At 69.5% G+C, this 15,850-nt stretch carries 13 protein-coding genes, 1 tRNA gene and 1 pseudogene; 11 read left to right on the plus strand and 4 right to left on the minus strand.

Annotated features, from left to right (window positions below):
* The 4 genes from E2L08_RS06245 (at nucleotide 1) to E2L08_RS06260 (ending at nucleotide 4,992) form a co-directional block, all read left to right on the plus strand.
* Nucleotides 1–813 (plus strand): ABC transporter permease, encoded by an 813-nt coding sequence (locus E2L08_RS06245; protein WP_133396211.1) that lies wholly within the window; start codon nucleotides 1–3, stop codon nucleotides 811–813.
* Nucleotides 810–2,441 (plus strand): ABC transporter ATP-binding protein, encoded by a 1,632-nt coding sequence (locus E2L08_RS06250; RefSeq protein ID WP_133396212.1) that lies wholly within the window; start codon nucleotides 810–812, stop codon nucleotides 2,439–2,441. The genes E2L08_RS06245 and E2L08_RS06250 overlap by 4 nt, the downstream gene beginning before the upstream one ends.
* 34 nt (nucleotides 2,442–2,475) lie before the next feature.
* On the plus strand, nucleotides 2,476–4,473 hold the full coding sequence (locus tag E2L08_RS06255; protein WP_133396213.1) for a CocE/NonD family hydrolase: 1,998 nt from the start codon (nucleotides 2,476–2,478) through the stop codon (nucleotides 4,471–4,473).
* A gap of 204 nt (nucleotides 4,474–4,677) precedes the next feature.
* A complete protein-coding gene (locus E2L08_RS06260) occupies nucleotides 4,678–4,992 on the plus strand; it encodes an HPF/RaiA family ribosome-associated protein (RefSeq protein WP_133396214.1) in 315 nt (104 codons plus the stop codon).
* A 524-nt stretch (nucleotides 4,993–5,516) separates the two neighbouring features.
* Here E2L08_RS06260 and E2L08_RS17370 read toward each other — a convergent pair.
* The 3 genes from E2L08_RS17370 to E2L08_RS06275 form a co-directional block, all read right to left on the minus strand.
* Nucleotides 5,517–7,478: an OmpA family protein gene (locus E2L08_RS17370; RefSeq protein WP_133396215.1), complete on the minus strand. Its 1,962-nt coding sequence runs from the start codon at nucleotides 7,476–7,478 to the stop codon at nucleotides 5,517–5,519.
* Between the two features lie 466 nt (nucleotides 7,479–7,944).
* On the minus strand, nucleotides 7,945–8,139 hold the full coding sequence (locus E2L08_RS06270; RefSeq protein ID WP_168771066.1) for a hypothetical protein: 195 nt from the start codon (nucleotides 8,137–8,139) through the stop codon (nucleotides 7,945–7,947).
* Nucleotides 8,140–8,269: 130 nt separating this feature from the next.
* Nucleotides 8,270–8,359, minus strand: a tRNA-Ser gene (locus E2L08_RS06275).
* Nucleotides 8,360–8,548: 189 nt separating this feature from the next.
* Here E2L08_RS06275 and E2L08_RS06280 point away from each other — a divergent pair.
* The 7 genes from E2L08_RS06280 to E2L08_RS06310 all read left to right on the plus strand — a co-directional run bounded on the left by E2L08_RS06280 (nucleotide 8,549) and on the right by E2L08_RS06310 (nucleotide 14,987).
* Entirely contained in the window at nucleotides 8,549–9,349 is an 801-nt protein-coding gene (locus E2L08_RS06280) for an SPOR domain-containing protein (protein WP_133396217.1), read from the plus strand.
* A gap of 45 nt (nucleotides 9,350–9,394) precedes the next feature.
* Nucleotides 9,395–10,645: a D-alanyl-D-alanine carboxypeptidase family protein gene (locus E2L08_RS06285; RefSeq protein WP_133396218.1), complete on the plus strand. Its 1,251-nt coding sequence runs from the start codon at nucleotides 9,395–9,397 to the stop codon at nucleotides 10,643–10,645.
* Nucleotides 10,642–11,247 carry a dTMP kinase gene (tmk, locus tag E2L08_RS06290; protein WP_133396219.1) on the plus strand — a complete coding sequence of 202 codons (606 nt, stop codon included), beginning with the start codon at nucleotides 10,642–10,644 and terminating at the stop codon, nucleotides 11,245–11,247. The genes E2L08_RS06285 and tmk overlap by 4 nt, the downstream gene beginning before the upstream one ends.
* Nucleotides 11,248–11,329: 82 nt before the next feature.
* Entirely contained in the window at nucleotides 11,330–12,448 is a 1,119-nt protein-coding gene (locus E2L08_RS06295) for a DNA polymerase III subunit delta' (protein ID WP_133396220.1), read from the plus strand.
* Nucleotides 12,449–12,451: 3 nt separating this feature from the next.
* Nucleotides 12,452–13,249: a TatD family hydrolase gene (locus E2L08_RS06300; protein ID WP_133396221.1), complete on the plus strand. Its 798-nt coding sequence runs from the start codon at nucleotides 12,452–12,454 to the stop codon at nucleotides 13,247–13,249.
* Nucleotides 13,246–14,064, plus strand: coding sequence for an MBL fold metallo-hydrolase (locus E2L08_RS06305; RefSeq protein ID WP_133396222.1), 819 nt, complete (start codon nucleotides 13,246–13,248; stop codon nucleotides 14,062–14,064). Before E2L08_RS06300 ends, E2L08_RS06305 begins: the two co-directional genes overlap by 4 nt.
* Nucleotides 14,061–14,987, plus strand: coding sequence for an AEC family transporter (locus E2L08_RS06310; RefSeq protein ID WP_133396223.1), 927 nt, complete (start codon nucleotides 14,061–14,063; stop codon nucleotides 14,985–14,987). The genes E2L08_RS06305 and E2L08_RS06310 overlap by 4 nt, the downstream gene beginning before the upstream one ends.
* A gap of 7 nt (nucleotides 14,988–14,994) precedes the next feature.
* Here E2L08_RS06310 and E2L08_RS17225 read toward each other — a convergent pair.
* Nucleotides 14,995–15,846: pseudogene (locus tag E2L08_RS17225) on the minus strand (ABC transporter permease); the annotation flags it as partial.
* Nucleotides 15,847–15,850 lie beyond the last annotated feature (4 nt).

Below are 15,850 nucleotides of genomic sequence, written 5' to 3' on the forward strand. Positions count from 1 at the left end.
ATGCGACGACCGACCCTGACCGCCTGGATCGGCCTCATCATTATCGGGGCCTTCGCCTTTGTCTTTGTCTTTGCGCCGTGGCTTGCGCCCTACGGGCTCGAGGCGACGGTGGGCGTGCCTTTCGCCGATCCCTCGGCCGAGCATCCGCTGGGGCTCGACCAGAACGGGCGCGACCTGCTCAGCCGGATGCTCTACGGCGCGCAGATCTCCATCGGAGTTTCACTGGCGGCGGTGCTGCTGTCGTTCTCCATCGGCATCCCGCTGGGCTTTTTCGCCGCGATCCGCAGCGGCTGGACCGACGTGATCCTGTCGCGCGGCGTCGACACGCTGATGAGCGTGCCGGTGCTGATCTCGGCGCTCGTGGTGTTGCAGGCGCTGGGCTCGTCCATCCCGGTCCTGATCGTGACCATCGCCGTGCTCGATTCGACGCGCGTGTTCCGCCTGTCGCGGGTGCTGGCGCAGGGCATCAACGTCATGGAATACGCCGAGGTCGCGCGGCTGCGCGGCGAGGGTCTGGGCTGGATGATCCGGCGCGAGATCCTGCCCAATGTCAGCGGCCCGCTGCTGGCCGAGTTCGGGCTGCGCTTCTGCTTCAGCTTCCTCTTCGTGGCGGGGCTGTCCTATCTCGGGCTCGGCATCCAGCCGCCCTTCGCCGATTGGGGCGGCATGGTGCGCGACAACCAGCAGGGCATCCTCTACGGGCTCTACACGCCGCTCTGGCCGGCGGGCGCCATCGCGCTTTTGACCATCGGGGTCAACCTCGTGGTGGACTGGCTGCTGGCGGGACAACCCAACAGGCAGGCAAACCGATGACCGATACCGCAGAGGCCACCGGCCCCATCCTATCGATCCGCGATCTCGAGGTGTCGGCCCCCGACGGGACGGTGATCGTCGACGGCGTGTCGCTCGACCTCGCCAAGGGCGAGATCCTCGGCCTGATCGGAGAGTCGGGGGCCGGCAAATCGACCATCGGGCTGGCTGGCATGGGTTATGGCCGCGGGGGCTGCGCCATCACCGGCGGCACCGTCGACCTGCTGGGCACCGATCTCGTGCAGTCCACCCGCCGCACGCGCGAGCGGCTCAGGGCCGTGCGGATCGCCTATGTCGCGCAAAGCGCGGCCGCCGCCTTCAACCCGGCGCTGACGCTGGGCGAGCAGATCGTCGAGGCGCCGCTGATGCACGGTGTCATGTCGCGCGCCGAGGCCCGCGCGTGGATGCAGCACCTGTTCACCAAGCTCCAGCTTCCCGATCCCGAGAGTTTCGGCAGCCGCTATCCGCACCAGGTCTCGGGCGGCCAGTTGCAGCGCGCCATGGTCGCCATGGCGATGGCCTGCAAGCCCGATATCCTCGTTCTGGACGAGCCGACCACCGCGCTCGACGTCACCACCCAGATCGAGGTTCTGGCCCTCTTGCGCGCGCTCATCCGCAGCGAGGGCACCGCCGCGCTCTATATCACGCATGACCTCGCGGTGATCGCGCAGATCGCCGATCGGCTGATGGTGCTCCAGCACGGGCGCGAGGTCGAGACGGGCCCCACCGTCCAGATCCTCGAGGCGCCGGTCCAGGACTACACCCGCAAGCTGGTCTCTGAACGGCACAAGTCGCTGATGTCGGCGGGCGTCGATCACGCGGCCTCGGACATGCTGTTGCGCATGGACGGGATCACCGCGGGCTACGGCGCCGAGCCGGTGCTGCATGACGTGTCGCTCACCCTGCGCCGGGGCGAGACGCTGGCCGTCGTGGGCGAATCCGGGTCGGGCAAATCCACCCTCGCGCGCGTTCTGGCGGGGCTCTTGCCGCAGCGCGCCGGCACGGTCGAGTTCAACGGCACCGCCCTGCCCGACGATTACCGCCGCCGCAGCAAGGACGAGCTTCGGCGCATCCAGTTGATCTACCAGCTTCCCGACGTGGCGCTGAACCCCAACCAGACCGTGGCCGAGGCCATCGGCCGCCCGATGACGCGGTTCTTCGGAACCCGCGGGGCTGAGCGCCGCCGCGAGGTCGAGCGGATGCTCGATCTCATCGACCTCGCCCCCGAGCTGGCCAACCGGCTGCCGGGCGCGCTGTCGGGCGGGCAGAAACAGCGTGTCTGCATCGCCCGCGCTCTGGTCGCCAAGCCCGACCTGCTGATCTGCGACGAGGTGACATCGGCGCTCGACCCGCTGGTGGCCGAGGGCATCCTGCGCATCCTGCGCGAATTGCAGGACCGGCTGGGCGTCACCTACCTGTTCATCACGCATGACCTGTCGGTGGTGCGCCGGCTGGCGGATCGCACCATGGTCATGCAGTTCGGCCGCGTCGTCGAGGAAGGCCCGACCGAACAGGTCTTCGAGGCCCCGCGCGAGGATTACACCCGGCTGCTGGCCGGCTCGGTCCCCGAGCTGCGGGTCGGCTGGCTCGACGAGGTGCAGGCCCGCCGCGGCCTCGCCCATCCGGGCTGAACCCCACATTCCAACCAAACCTGAGGGCTGTGCCATGGGCATCGAGGTTCTTGAACACGTCTGGATCACCCTGTCGGACGGCTGCCGCCTGGGTGCGCGGATCTGGCTCCCCGAAGGGGCGCGCGACGCACCGGTTCCGGCGGTGCTGGAATACATCCCCTATCGCAAGCGCGACGGCACCCGCGCCCGCGACGAGCCGATTCACGGCTATTTCGCGCAGGCGGGCTATGCCTCGGTGCGGGTCGACATGCGCGGGTCGGGCGAGTCCGACGGGCACATGGCCGACGAATACCTCGAGCAGGAACAGGACGATGCGCTCGAGGTGCTGGCCTGGATCGCGGCGCAGGATTGGTGCAGCGGTAATATCGGGATGATGGGGAAAAGCTGGGGCGGGTTCAACTGCCTCCAGGTCGCCGCCCGCCGCCCGCCCGAACTCAAGGCGGTGATCCCGGTCTATTTCACCGACGACAGGTTCAGCGACGACATCCATTTCATGGGCGGCTGCCTGCTCAACGACAACCTGTGGTGGGGCGCGATCATGATGGCCTACCAGTCCCGCCCCCTCGACCCCGAGATCGCGGGCGAGACGTGGCGCGAGGACTGGCTGGCCCGCATCGACGCCCTGCCCTTTTTCCCCGCGATCTGGGCCGCGCATCAGAGCTATGACGCCTACTGGAAACACGGCTCGGTGCGGCAGGACTATGCCGCCATCGCCTGCCCGGTGCTGGCCTTCGGCGGCTGGGCCGACAGCTACACGAACGCGGTGCCGCGCCTGCTGGAAAACCTGTCGGTGCCCTGCCGCGGCGTGATCGGACCCTGGGGCCATGTCTATCCGCATGACGGCGCGCCCGGCCCGGCCATCGGCTGGCTGCAAGAGGCCGTGCGCTGGTGGGACCACTGGCTCAAGGGGATCGATACCGGCGTGATGGAGGAGCCGCAGCTTCGCGCCTATATCAACGAGGCCTGCCCCCCCACGGGCAGCCGGCCCCATCAGCCGGGCCGCTGGGTGGGCGAGCGCGAATGGCCGCCCCGCGACCGCGAACCGCTGACCCTGTGCCTGTCCGATGCCGGGCTTTCCGACACGCCGGGCCGGGGCACGCGGCAGGTCCGCTCGCCCCAGAGCCACGGCAAGGCCTCGGGCGAATGGATGGCCGCGGGCGTTCCGGGCGAGATGCCGACCGACCAGCGGCTCGACGATGGCGGATCGCTCAATTTCGACAGCGCCGTTCTGGACGAGGCCGTCGAGATCCTCGGGCGGCCCTATCTCGATCTGACCCTGACCCCGGACGCGCCGGTGGCCCAGATCGCCGTCCGGCTGAGCGATGTCCTGCCCTCGGGCGAGGTGCTGCGCGTCAGCTACCAGGTGCTGAACCTGACGCATCAGGGCGGGCACGAGGCGCCGCGCCCGCTCGAGCCGGGCAAGCCGGTCCGCGTCCGGGTCGACCTGCATACCTGCGGGCACCGTTTTGCGCCCGGCCATCGCATCCGCGTCTCGATCGGGACCGCCTATTGGCCCATCGTCTGGCCTGCCCCCCATGCCGCGACGCTGAGCCTCGATCTGGCCGAGGCCCGGCTGTCGCTGCCCGTCCGCGCCGGGGGCGACACGCATGCGATGGCCTATCCCGACCCCGAACACGGCCCGATGACGCCCATGACCCAACTCGACCCCGGATCGGTGGCGCGCATATCCTCGCAGGATCACCTGACGGGCGAGACGCTTTACGTCACCGACGGCGTGGGCGGCGTGTTCGGCGAAGGCGTGCTGCGGTTCGACGAGATCGGCACCGAGATCGCCCATTCGCTGCGGCGCGAGCTGCGGATTCGCGACGACGACCCGCTATCGGCCCGCGCCGCCGTGATCCAGAGCTACGACACCGGCCGCGACGGCTGGCGGATCCGCACCGAAAGCCGGATCGAGATGCGCTCGACCGAGGATCGGTTCATCATCGAGGGCTGGCTCCGCGTGCTCGAGAACGGCACCGAGCTGCGCCGCCGCGAGTGGTCCGAAACGATCCCCCGCAATCTGATCTGACACGCCCGGGCGCCCCCCGCGCGAGGGGGCGCTTCAACCGGCACTACCCGCCCCCCGACCGGCGCGGATCGGCTCAAGGCCCGGTCTCGCGCCGAAATCCGCCCGATCCGGCCGCGCATGACTTCATCGCGGGCCCCCGAGCCCATATTTGAAGCTCATGACGACGCCCCGCCCCGGCCGGGCGGCCCCCACAGGAGATCCGAGATGCAGTTTCAACTGAACACCGACGCCCATATCCAGGGCGACGAGCGCCTGGCCGAAGTGGCCGAGACCATCGTCACCTCGGCGCTGGGCCACCTCACCGACCGCCTGTCGCGCGTCGAGGTGCATCTCGGCGACGAGAACGCGGCAAAGGGCGGCGCCGACGACATCCGCTGCACCCTCGAGTCCCGCCCCGAAGGCATGCAACCCCAGACCGTCACCCATAACGACGCCACCGTCGACGCCGCCCTGCGCGGAGCCTCGAAAAAGCTGCGCGCCCTGCTCGACAGCGAATTCGGCAAACTGGCGCGGCGTTGAGGGGGGGGCGAAACCAATGGGCAAAACCCGATCGGCGCAGCCTTTCGGGTTTTGCCCACCGATCGGATAGCCAGACCTTCTGACCTGAAACAGCGGTCCGCCTCACGCGTCATAGCGCGCCGTACTGTTTTCGCGTTCCCTTCGGGCAATCTCACGCGTGCCGCGGGCCGTGGTAAGCCGCCCGGCCGGCGCCGATAAGGCCAGTGCCCTGCAAGGCGACATGGTGGACGCCGGAAGGATCGGGATAGGTCATCGAATTAGGCTTTCTCGGTTTCGGGCGCGGCCTCGACCGGCAGCCTCAGGCCCGCGTGACTCCTCGATTCCAGGACACACGAATATGCCCCACCGCAGCGCGAGGAACCGCCAGATCGGCCGGCTTTTATCGGTCCGCGCCTGATGGGCGGGGAATCGCCTTGATCCGCCCTCTACGTAACTCGACCAGACTGACCCCGACCGTCAGACAGGCGCGAGCGGTGGCGCCAAGAACCACCCCCGCCGTCGTCTGACTGTCGCGGGCGCGCGTGTTACTGTGCCGCCGCCTGCTGGAGGAGCGGCGTGATGCGCCGGAGCGTCGCGCGGCGGTTGCGCCTTTCGGCGGCTTCGGTCGGCACCTTCAGGAAGCGTTCGCCATAGCCCTGAACGACGAGGTTCTCGGGCGGAACGTCGAAATACTCCGTCAGCGCCAGCGCCACCGATTCTGCCCGCCGGTCTGAAAGGGCGAGGTTCATCGCCTCGCTGCCCACGGCATCGGTGTGGCCCTCGACGAGGAACACCTCGCGCGGATTCCGCTCGATGGTGCGTGCGATGGTCCGGCCGAGCGACGCAAGTTCCTGCGCCTGATCGGGGTCGATCGCCGACGAGCCGGTATCGAAGGTGATCGAGTCGAGATCGACCGCCGGCGCGAGATCGCGCACCTGCGGGATCTGACGCACCTGCGCCAGGGTGAACCGTCGGTCGACGCCAGCCTCGGCTGCAAGCGCGCGCGCCAGCGCGTCCTCGTCGCCGGGCGCGTCGATCACCCGGTATTGCGGCGTCGGAAGCCTGCTCACGTCCACCGCCTCGGCGCCGGCGGTATCGTCGAAAAGCAGGATGCGCTCGCCGTCCGGAGTGATGCGTGCGCGCCGGATCACGCGCAGATCGGCGTCGCGGATGGTCACGATCTGGCTGCCGTCCTCGCGGGTGACGATGGTGCGGGTCGAACCATCATCAAAGGTCTCGGTCCGCACTTCCGCGCCCGGCTGGCGCAAGAGGGCGTTGTCGTCCTTGATGACCTGATACTCGCCGTTGCGCTCGACCACGAGGCGGTCGTCGGAACTGGCGACGACCGTGCGATTGCCACGCAGCAGCGCCCCTACCACGAGCCCGCCCGCCCCTACGAGAAGAGCCTTCTCGAGGTCACTCAGGCCGCCATCGTCATCGTCTGCAAGGGGCTGCGCGGCCGGGGCCGCCTCCGCGCCGGTATCGGCCTCGGCACCCGCCGCGTCGGGTCGCGGGGTGGCGTCGAGCTGGCTCTCGAACTCCTCGTCGGACGAGCGCGCGGCCTCCTCGGTCACGACCTCCTCGGATACTGTCGCGCCGGAGTCCGTTTCGCTGTCCGCGGCCGCTGCCGCCGCACTCGGCGCCGCGCCGGTCGCCGCTTCGGCCGCACCCGCCGAAGGCGCCTCTGTCGGGCGTTCGATTACGGCTTCTTCCTCCGGCATTGCCGTAGGTTCGGCCGGCGTCTCGGGGGCTGCCGTTCCATCCTCGATCGCGGTCTCCTCCGCGGGCGCCTCGTCCCCCTCCGCGGGCGCCTCGTCGGTCGTCTCGAGCGGGGTTTCGCCGGGATCGCCCTCCGCCGCGTCGTCTCCGGCCATGGGGGTCTCCGGCGTCGGATCGTCCGCGACCGCAGGAGCATCGACCTCCGGTGCCTCTTCCGTCGCCTCCGGCTCGCCTGACGCCTCGTCGGTCGGAAGCTCGGGCTCGCTTGGCACTTCGTCGGTCGGAAGCTCGGCCTCGGGCGCAGGCGCCGCTTCTTCAGCGGGCGCCGCCTCCGGCACCGCTTCTGCCTCCGTGTCCGGCGTCACCTCCGCTTCGGGAGCCGCCTCCGCCTCGGTTTCGGGGGTCATCTCTATCTGCGGCGTCGGTTCCTCCGCCTCGGTTTCCGGGGTCGCCTCTACCTCAGGTTCCGGTGTCGCCTCCACCTCGGGTTCCGGCGCCGGTTCCGCCTCTGGTTCAGGTACAGCTTCGGCCTCCGACGCCGCCGCGTCCCCGGCAAGCGCATCATCCGCGGGTGGGGTTTCGGGCGTCACCTCGGGCTCGGCCGGCAGATCGGCTTGACCCCCGGTGTCCACCTCGCCGGTCTGTTCGGGCGCCGTCTCGGGCGCCACCTCGCACGGAGGCTCGCTGCCGTCGCCGCAGGTCTCGGCGGACTGCTGGGCCATCGCCCCGTGGGGCACGATCAGCGAAAGGCTCGCGATCAGGGCCGTACTCATCTTGATGCTGCGCATGGACGGGGTCCTCGTCATCCGAATGTCGCCTCTCAACCCGCGCCCGCATCCCCAGTTCCGGCCTCATAGGCGTTCACGCCCGCAATGTGTCGCCGGAGTCGGCGGCCCGTCGAAAGCCGCTACGTTCCAACCCGCCCCCAGCCCACGACCAGCCGTCGCGTCGAGCCACCGCCCTCATGGTTGCGTGCCGACAAGCCCGGTCACCGCAAAGGCCCCCTGATCGAGCATGCGTCGAACCTCCTTGCCTTTCTGTAGAATGCGAATGTTCGGCAAGGATCCGGATCACGAGGATCGACGCAATGCTACGGTCAGGTCCATCGCGATCCATGACGGCGTCCGTTCATGCAGACTTAGATAAAACCCGTCAAGGAAGACCTGATACGGCGACAGGAATCGCATAGACATCACCCCGTGCCGCTTGCCGAGACATTGCCCTCTACATCCACCTTCATACCATCGGTGATACTCACGCCGTCATCCGCACTGAGATCAAAGAAGAGCCGTTCGTCAAAGGGGGTCCCATCGGTATCCACATCATAGGCGCGATCTGCTTGCCGTCGGAATTGTTGACGTATGACGCTTGCTCATCCGGTAAGAACGCCAGGCCATTCGCATCTGGCGAAACTTCGATCGGCCGGTGCACCTCACCGTCGCGGATCATGTAGATGCCTGCGGTTCCCATCTCGTTCGACGGATCGGCTCAAGCGGCGTATTATCCAGTCGAAGCTCTTTGAAACAAAAAGGAAAAAAGGCCCCAATCGGGGCCCTTGGACGGATTCAGTACCTGAATATGGCGGAGGCTCAGGGATTCGAACCCTGGGGACGCTTTCGCGCCCAACGGTTTTCAAGACCGCCGCAATCGACCACTCTGCCAAACCTCCACGGGCCGGGCGGGATTAGCGCGGGCGGGGGCGTTTGGGAAGGGGCCGGATGCGGGCGGCGGGGTCAAACGGCTTTCCAGACACGTCTCGGGGCTGTATGATGCGCCGCAAGCCGCGGCAAAGCGGTATCGGCAGGAAAATCGGCAGGCAACGGGGCGGTATGCGCGCCCCCGACCCGTGGGGGCAGTCATGGATAGTCGCTTCATCTCCGCAACCGGTCTCGCCCTCGGCGCCGCGCTGGCGCTTTCGGGCTGCCAGACCGGCCCGCTTGCCGGGTTGCAGGACCGGCTGGGGCAGGATGGCGAGGATGCCGCCCCGACCGAGATCGGCGCGCGGCTGGTCGAGCGCGACGTCGAGGCGCCCGAGATATTCCAGGTGACCGAACGCGGCCTGTGGGACGGGCGCCCCTCGCTCGGCGGGGTGTGGGTGGCGCACCCTTCGGTCGACGAGCCCGAGCGTGTCATCATCCGCAACTCCGACAACGACAAGTTCGTCATCGGGGCGCTGTTCCGCCGCGAACGCGACAATCCCGGCCCCAGCCTCCAGGTCAGCTCGGACGCGGCCGATGCGCTGGGGATGCTCGCGGGCGCGCCGGCGCTGCTCAACGTCACCGCGCTGCGCCGCAAGGAGGCCGAGGCCGAGGCCCCCGCCCCCGTGCCCGCCGCCGACACGCTCGCCCCCGAGGCGCCCGTGACCACCGCAAGCCTCGAAACGCCCGAGGCCGCCCCCGCGCCGGCCCCCGCGCCGGCCTCGTCGCTCGACCGCCCCTATGTGCAGATCGGGATCTTCTCGGTCGAGCAGAACGCCCAGAACACCGCCACCGCGCTGCGCGGCGCGGGCGTCGTGCCGCGGGTCGAGACGCAGGAAAGCCAGAACAAGGTGTTCTACCGCGTCATCGTGGGGCCTGCCGCCACCGCCGCCGATCGCAACGCGGTTCTCGCGAAAGTGAAGGCGCTCGGTTTCGCGGATGCGTATTTCGTATCGGGCTGATATGGATGCGGCCCTGAGACATCCGTCAGTCAAAGGGACGATCGAATGGTTCTGAAACGCCTTGCCGCCGCGCTGGCCGCGATCTGTGTCGCCCTGCCCGCGCTCGCCTTCGACACCAATGCCGAGGCGGCCTGGGTCTATGACCTCAAGACCGATACCGTGCTGCTGTCCAAGGACGCCGAACGGCCGCTGCCGCCCGCCTCCATGTCCAAGCTGATGACGCTGAACATGCTGTTCGAGGCCCTGCGCGACGGGCGCGTAGACATGGACACGCGGTTCGGCGTGTCGTCGCGGGCCAAGGCGATGGGCGGCTCGACGATGTTTCTCGACGAGACCGACCGCCCCACCGTCGAAGAGCTGATCCAGGGCATCATCGTGATGTCGGGCAACGATGCCTGCGTCGTCGTGGCCGAGGGGCTCGCCGGCTCCGAAGAGGCCTTTGCCCGCCAGATGACCGAGCGCGCGCGCGACCTGGGGATGAACGAATCCACCTTCGCCAATTCCAGCGGCTGGCCCGCGCCCGATCACCGCATGTCGATGCACGATCTCGGCATCCTCGCCGCCCGGCTGGTCGAGGAGTTTCCCGACTATTACGGCTATTTCGCGCAAAAGGAATTCGCCTTCGACAATCGCGCGCCGCAGAACCGGTTCAACCGCAACCCGCTCCTGGGCCTGGGGATCGGGGCCGACGGGCTCAAGACCGGCCATACCGCCGAGGCGGGTTACGGGCTGGTCGGGTCCGCCGCGCAGGGCGACCGGCGCATCGTCTTCGTCATCACCGGGCTCGACAGCGAACGCGCCCGCGCCGACGAGGCCGAGCGCGTGGTGAACTGGGCCTTCCGCCAGTTCGTCGAGAAACAAGTCGTGGCCGAGGGCCAGACCGTCGTCACCGCCGACGTGTTCATGGGGGCCGCGCCGAGCGTTCCGCTGGTCGCGGGGCGCGATGCCACGCTGCTGGTGCCCGCGCTGGATCAGGACGATCTCAAGGCCGCGGCGCGTTTTACCGACCCGGTCCGCGCGCCCGTCGAGGCGGGGCAGGAACTCGGCACGCTCGTCGTCTCGATCGACGGGATGCCCGATGCCGAGATCCCGCTGATCGCGGCCAATGCGGTGGACAAGGGCGGGTTCGTCCCCCGGATGAAGGTCGCGGCCAACGATCTCATGGCCCGCGCCGTGACCGCCGCCTTCGGCGAGGACGCCCCCGAGACCGCGCCCGCGCCCCAGACCGACCCCGCGCCCGAAACCGACACCCCCGAGGCAACCGCACAGGGCGACGCCGCCCCCGCGGCCGAGTGACACGGGGCCGCTTCCTCAGCTTCGAGGGGATCGACGGCTCGGGCAAATCCACGCAGGCCCGGATGCTGGCCGAGGCCCTGCGCGGCGCGGGCGAGGTGGTGCTGACGCGCGAGCCGGGCGGCTCTCCGGGCGCCGAGGAAATCCGCCGCCTCGTGCTCGAGGGCGCGCCCGACCGCTGGTCGCCCGTGACCGAGCTGCTGCTCTTCACCGCCGCGCGGCGCGACCACCTCGAACGGGTGATCCGCCCCGCGCTCGACCGTGGCGCCACGGTGATCTGCGACCGCTTCGCCGACAGCACGCGCATGTACCAGGGCGTCGCGCGGGGCGATGCGGCGCTGGTCGAGACGCTGCACGAGGCCGTCATCGGGATCGAGCCCGACCGCACCTTCCTCATCGACATGGACCCCGCGGCGGGGCTCGCGCGCGCGCTCGGCCGCGCCGGGTCCGAGGAACGGTTCGAGAGCTTCGGCGCCGGGTTGCAGACGCGGCTCCGGGCCGGGTTTCTCGATCTCGCAGCGCGCCATCCCGACCGGATCCGCGTCATCGACGGCAACCGCCCGCCCGAGCATGTGGCCCGCGACGTGATGGCGGCGCTGCCGTGACCCGCCTGCCCGCGCGCCGCGCCCTCGTCTTCTCTTTCTCAAATACCCAGGGACGGCGCCGCCCGGCGCCCCGGTCGAGCAGATGAGCGACGACGACGAATATCAACCCGACCGGGTCGAGGGCGTGCCGCATCCGCGCATGACCGAAACCCTCATCGGACACGATGCCGCCGAGGCCGAGGTGGCGCAGGCCATGGCGCGGGGGCGGATGCACCATGCCTGGCTGATCTCGGGGCCGCGCGGGGTGGGCAAGGCGACGCTCGCCTGGGCCATCGCGCGCTACGTCGTGGCGTATCGGCCCGATGCCGCCCCGCCGGACCACGCCTCCGACAGCCTCGCCCTGCCCCCCGATCACCCCGTGATCGCGCGCAGCCGCGCCCTGTCCGAGCCGCGCCTGTTCCTGATGCGCCCGACGCGCAACCCCGACACCGGCACGCCGCGGCGCCAGATCACCGTGGACGTGGCGCGCAAGCTCAAGGATTTCCTCTCCCTTTCCGCGGCGGATGGCGGTTGGCGGGCGGTGATCGTCGATGCCGCCGACGACATGACGGTTCAGGCGGCCAACGCGATCCTCAAGCTGCTCGAGGAACCGCCCGCCCGCACCGTGTTCCTGCTGGTCTGCCACGCGCCCTCGCGGCTCCTGCCCACCATCCGCTCGCGCTGTCGGCGGCTCGATTGCGGGCCGCTCGACGCCGACGACCTCGCCCGCGCGCTGGCGCAGGCGGGGCTTGCGCCGGGCGACGATGCCGCCGCGCTGGCCGAGCTGTCGCAGGGCTCGGTGGGCGAGGCCGCGCGGCTGCTGCAAGAGGACGGGCCGGCGCTCTATGCCGCGCTCACGGGGCTCTTCGCCGACACGCCGCGGCTCGACCGGGCGGGGCTGGTGGCGCTTGCCGGCCGCATGGGGGGCGCGGCGGGACAGGGCCGCATGGACGTGTTCTGCCGCGTCGTGGTGCTGTTTCTCGCGCGGCTCGCGCGGATGGGGGCCGGTCTGCCGCCCGCCGCCCCCGCCGCGCCGGACGAGATGGCGCTTCTTGCGCGGCTCAGCCCCGGCCCCGCCGCCGCCCGCGCCTGGGCCGCGCTCGAACAGGAGGTATCGGCGCGGCTGTCGCATGGCCGGGCGGTCAACCTTGACCCCTCCCAACTGGTCCTAGATACCGGCGTCAGGATAAACGAGACGGGCCGCGCCGTTCTCGGGCGCTGAGACATGACGACACTCACCGACAGCCATTGCCATCTCGACTTTCCCGATTTCGACGGGGAACGCGACGCGATCGTCGCGCGCGCGGCCGCGGCCGGCGTGACGCGCATGGTCACGATCTGCACCCGGCTGGCCCAGGCCGACCGCGTGCGCGCCATCGCCGAGGCGCACGAGCCGGTGTTCTGGGCGGCGGGCGCGCATCCGCTGCACCTGGCCGAGGAACCCGTCCCCACCCGCGAGGCGCTGCTGGCGCTGACCGATCACCCCAAATTCGTGGGCATCGGCGAGACCGGGCTCGATTACCACTACACCGCCGAGACGCGCGCGCTCCAGATCGAGAGCCTGCGCCTGCATATCGGCGTCGCGCGCGAGACCGGGCTGCCGCTCATCATCCATGCGCGCGCGGCCGATGACGACATGGCCGCGATCCTCGAGGACGAACACGCGCGCGGGGCGTTTTCCTGCGTGATGCACTGTTTCTCGTCGGGGGCCGACCTGGCGCGGCGGGCGCTCGACCTGGGGTTCTACCTGTCGATGTCGGGCATCGCGGCCTTTCCCCGCTCGACCGAACTGCGCGAGATCTTTGCCGCGGCGCCGCTCGACCGCATCCTCGTCGAGACCGACAGCCCCTATCTCGCCCCCCCGCCCCATCGCGGCAAGCGCAACGAACCGGCCTACACGGCCCATACCGCCCGCGTCGGGGCCGAGACCTTCGGGCTCAGCTTCGACGAGTTCGCCGCCGCGACCGAGGCCAATTTCGACCGCCTCTTTACCCGCGCCGCGCGTGGGCGGGCCGCCGCGTGACGGGTCTGCGCTTTACCATACTGGGCTGCGGATCGTCGGGCGGCGTGCCCCGGATCGGCGGCGACTGGGGGGCGTGCGACCCGTCGGATGCGCGCAACCGCCGGCGGCGCTGCTCGATGCTGGTCGAGCGCATCGCCCCCGATGGCGGCATCACCCGCGTGCTGATCGACGCCTCGCCCGACCTGCGCGAGCAACTGCTTTCGGCGGGGGTCGGCGAACTCGATGCCGTGGTGTTCACCCATTCCCATGCCGATCACTGTCACGGGCTCGACGATCTGCGCATGATCGTCATCGCGATGCGCCGCATCCTGCCCGTCTGGGCCGACGAGGCCACGGCGCGCGCCCTGCTGCATCGGTTCGACTATGCCTTCGAGACGCCGCCCGGCTCGGATTACCCGCCGATCCTGTCGATGAACCGCATCGACGGCCCGGTGCGCGTGACCGGCGCGGGGGGCGAGATCCGGCTCGACCCGTTCAGCGTGGGCCACGGCTCCATCGACGCGCTGGGGTTCCGGGTCGGCGGGCTTGCCTACCTGCCCGATGTGGGTCGCATGACCGAGGCCGCCTGGGACGCGGTCGACGGGCTCGATATCTGGGTGGTGGACGCGCTGCGGCGCCGCCCCCACCCGTCGCATTCGCACCTGGCGCAGACGCTCGAGTGGATCGCGCGCGCCGCGCCCCGCCGCGCGGTCCTGACCAACATGCACAACGATCTCGACTACGCGACCGTCGCGGCCGAGACGCCCGACCATGTGGCGCCTGCCTTCGACGGGATGGTTCTAACCCTGCCCGCGCCCCCAGACACCCCGGCATGAGCGCCCTTCTCGACGTCATCCTGCCCGTGTTCCTTGTGATCGGCGCGGGGTGGCTGGCGGTGTGGAGGGGGCTTCTCGACGACAATGCCGTGGGCGGGCTGATGAAGTTCTCGCAAAGCGTCGCGATCCCCTGCCTGCTGTTTCGCGCCATCGCCACGCTCGACCTCGGGCAAGGGTTCTCCTGGCCGCTGCTCATCAGCTTTTACGCCGGCGCGGTGGCGGGTTTCGTCATCGGGCTCGCGGGCGCGCGCGCGCTGGGTCGCCCGTGGGAGGACGCGGTCGTGATCGGCTTTGCCGGGCTTTTCTCGAACACCGTCCTGCTGGGTCTGCCGATATCCGAACGCGCCTTCGGGGCCGAGTCGCTTGGCTTCAACTTCGCCATCATCGCGGTGCATTCGCCCTTTGGCTACGCGCTGGGCGTCACCGCGATGGAGCTTGTGCGCGCCCGCGGCACGCCCCTGTCGCGCGTGCCGGCCAAGATCGCGGGGGCCATGCTGCACAACGCGCTGGTGATCGGGATCGCGCTGGGATTCGCGTTCAACCTCAGCGGGCTGGCGATCCCGTCCATCGCGGGCGATGCGCTCGACATGGTGATCCGCGCCGCCCTGCCCGCCGCGCTGTTTGCGCTGGGCGGCGTGCTCTACCGCTATCGGCCCGAGGGCGATCTGCGGATCGTGGCGCTGATCTGCACGGCGTCGCTCGTGATCCACCCCGCCATCGCCTACGGGCTGGGCATCGCGCTCGGGCTCGAGGTCGGGGCGCTGCGCGGCGCGGTCGTGACCGCCGCCATGGCGCCGGGGATGAACGCCTATATCTTTGCCAATATCTACGAACGCGCGCAGCGCAGCGCGGCCTCGGGCGTGCTGATCGCCACCGGCGTCAGCATCTTCAGCGTCTGGGTCTGGCTGCTGATCCTGCCCTGAGCCGCGCCTAGCTCGGCGACAGGCCGCGCAACCGCTCGGACCGGCGGCGTAACAGCTCGACCGTGGTCAGGAGCGCGATCGAGATCACGACGAGGATCGTGGCCACGGCGAGGATGGTGGGCGAGATCTGTTCGCGCAGCCCGATGAACATCTGCCAGGGCAGCGTCTTTTGCCCGGCCGAGCCGACGAAGAGCACCACCACCACCTCGTCGAAGGAGGTGATGAAGGCGAACAGCCCCCCCGACACGACACCGGGCAGGATCAACGGCATCTGCACCTTGAAGAACGTCCGCACCGGCCCGGCGCCGAGGTTGGCCGAGGCCCGCGTGAGCGAGTTGTCGAACCCCACCAGCGTCGCCGTCACCGTGATGATGACAAAGGGAATGCCCAGCGCGGCATGGGCCAGCACGACACCCAGATAGGTGCCCTGCAACCCGATCCGGCTGTAGAAGAAATACATCCCCGCCGCCGAGATGATGAGCGGCACGATCATCGGCGAGATCAGGATCGCCATGATCGCGCGCCGCGCGGGCACATGCGGCTGGCTCAGCCCCACGGCGGCCAGCGTCCCCAGCGCGACCGAGATCAGCGTCGCCACCGGCGCGATCTGGACCGAGTTCCTGAGCGCCTGCTGCCACGAGGGGTTGGTAAAGAAATCCTCGTAATGCTTGAGCGAATAGGCCTCGGCTTCGAAGGCCAGCATCCCCGGCGTGAAGGTAAAGAAGTTCTCGGCGTTGAAGCTCAGCGGGATGATCGTGAGGATCGGCGCGATCAGGAAGAAAAAGATCAGGCCGCAGATCACGTAGAACGTGTAGTGCCAGATCTTCTGGCCGAGCGTGGCATAGGGGGGCAGTTCCATGAGG

It is taken from the genome of Palleronia sediminis, from assembly GCF_004358695.1.
Taxonomy (GTDB): Bacteria; Pseudomonadota; Alphaproteobacteria; order Rhodobacterales; family Rhodobacteraceae; genus Palleronia; species Palleronia sediminis.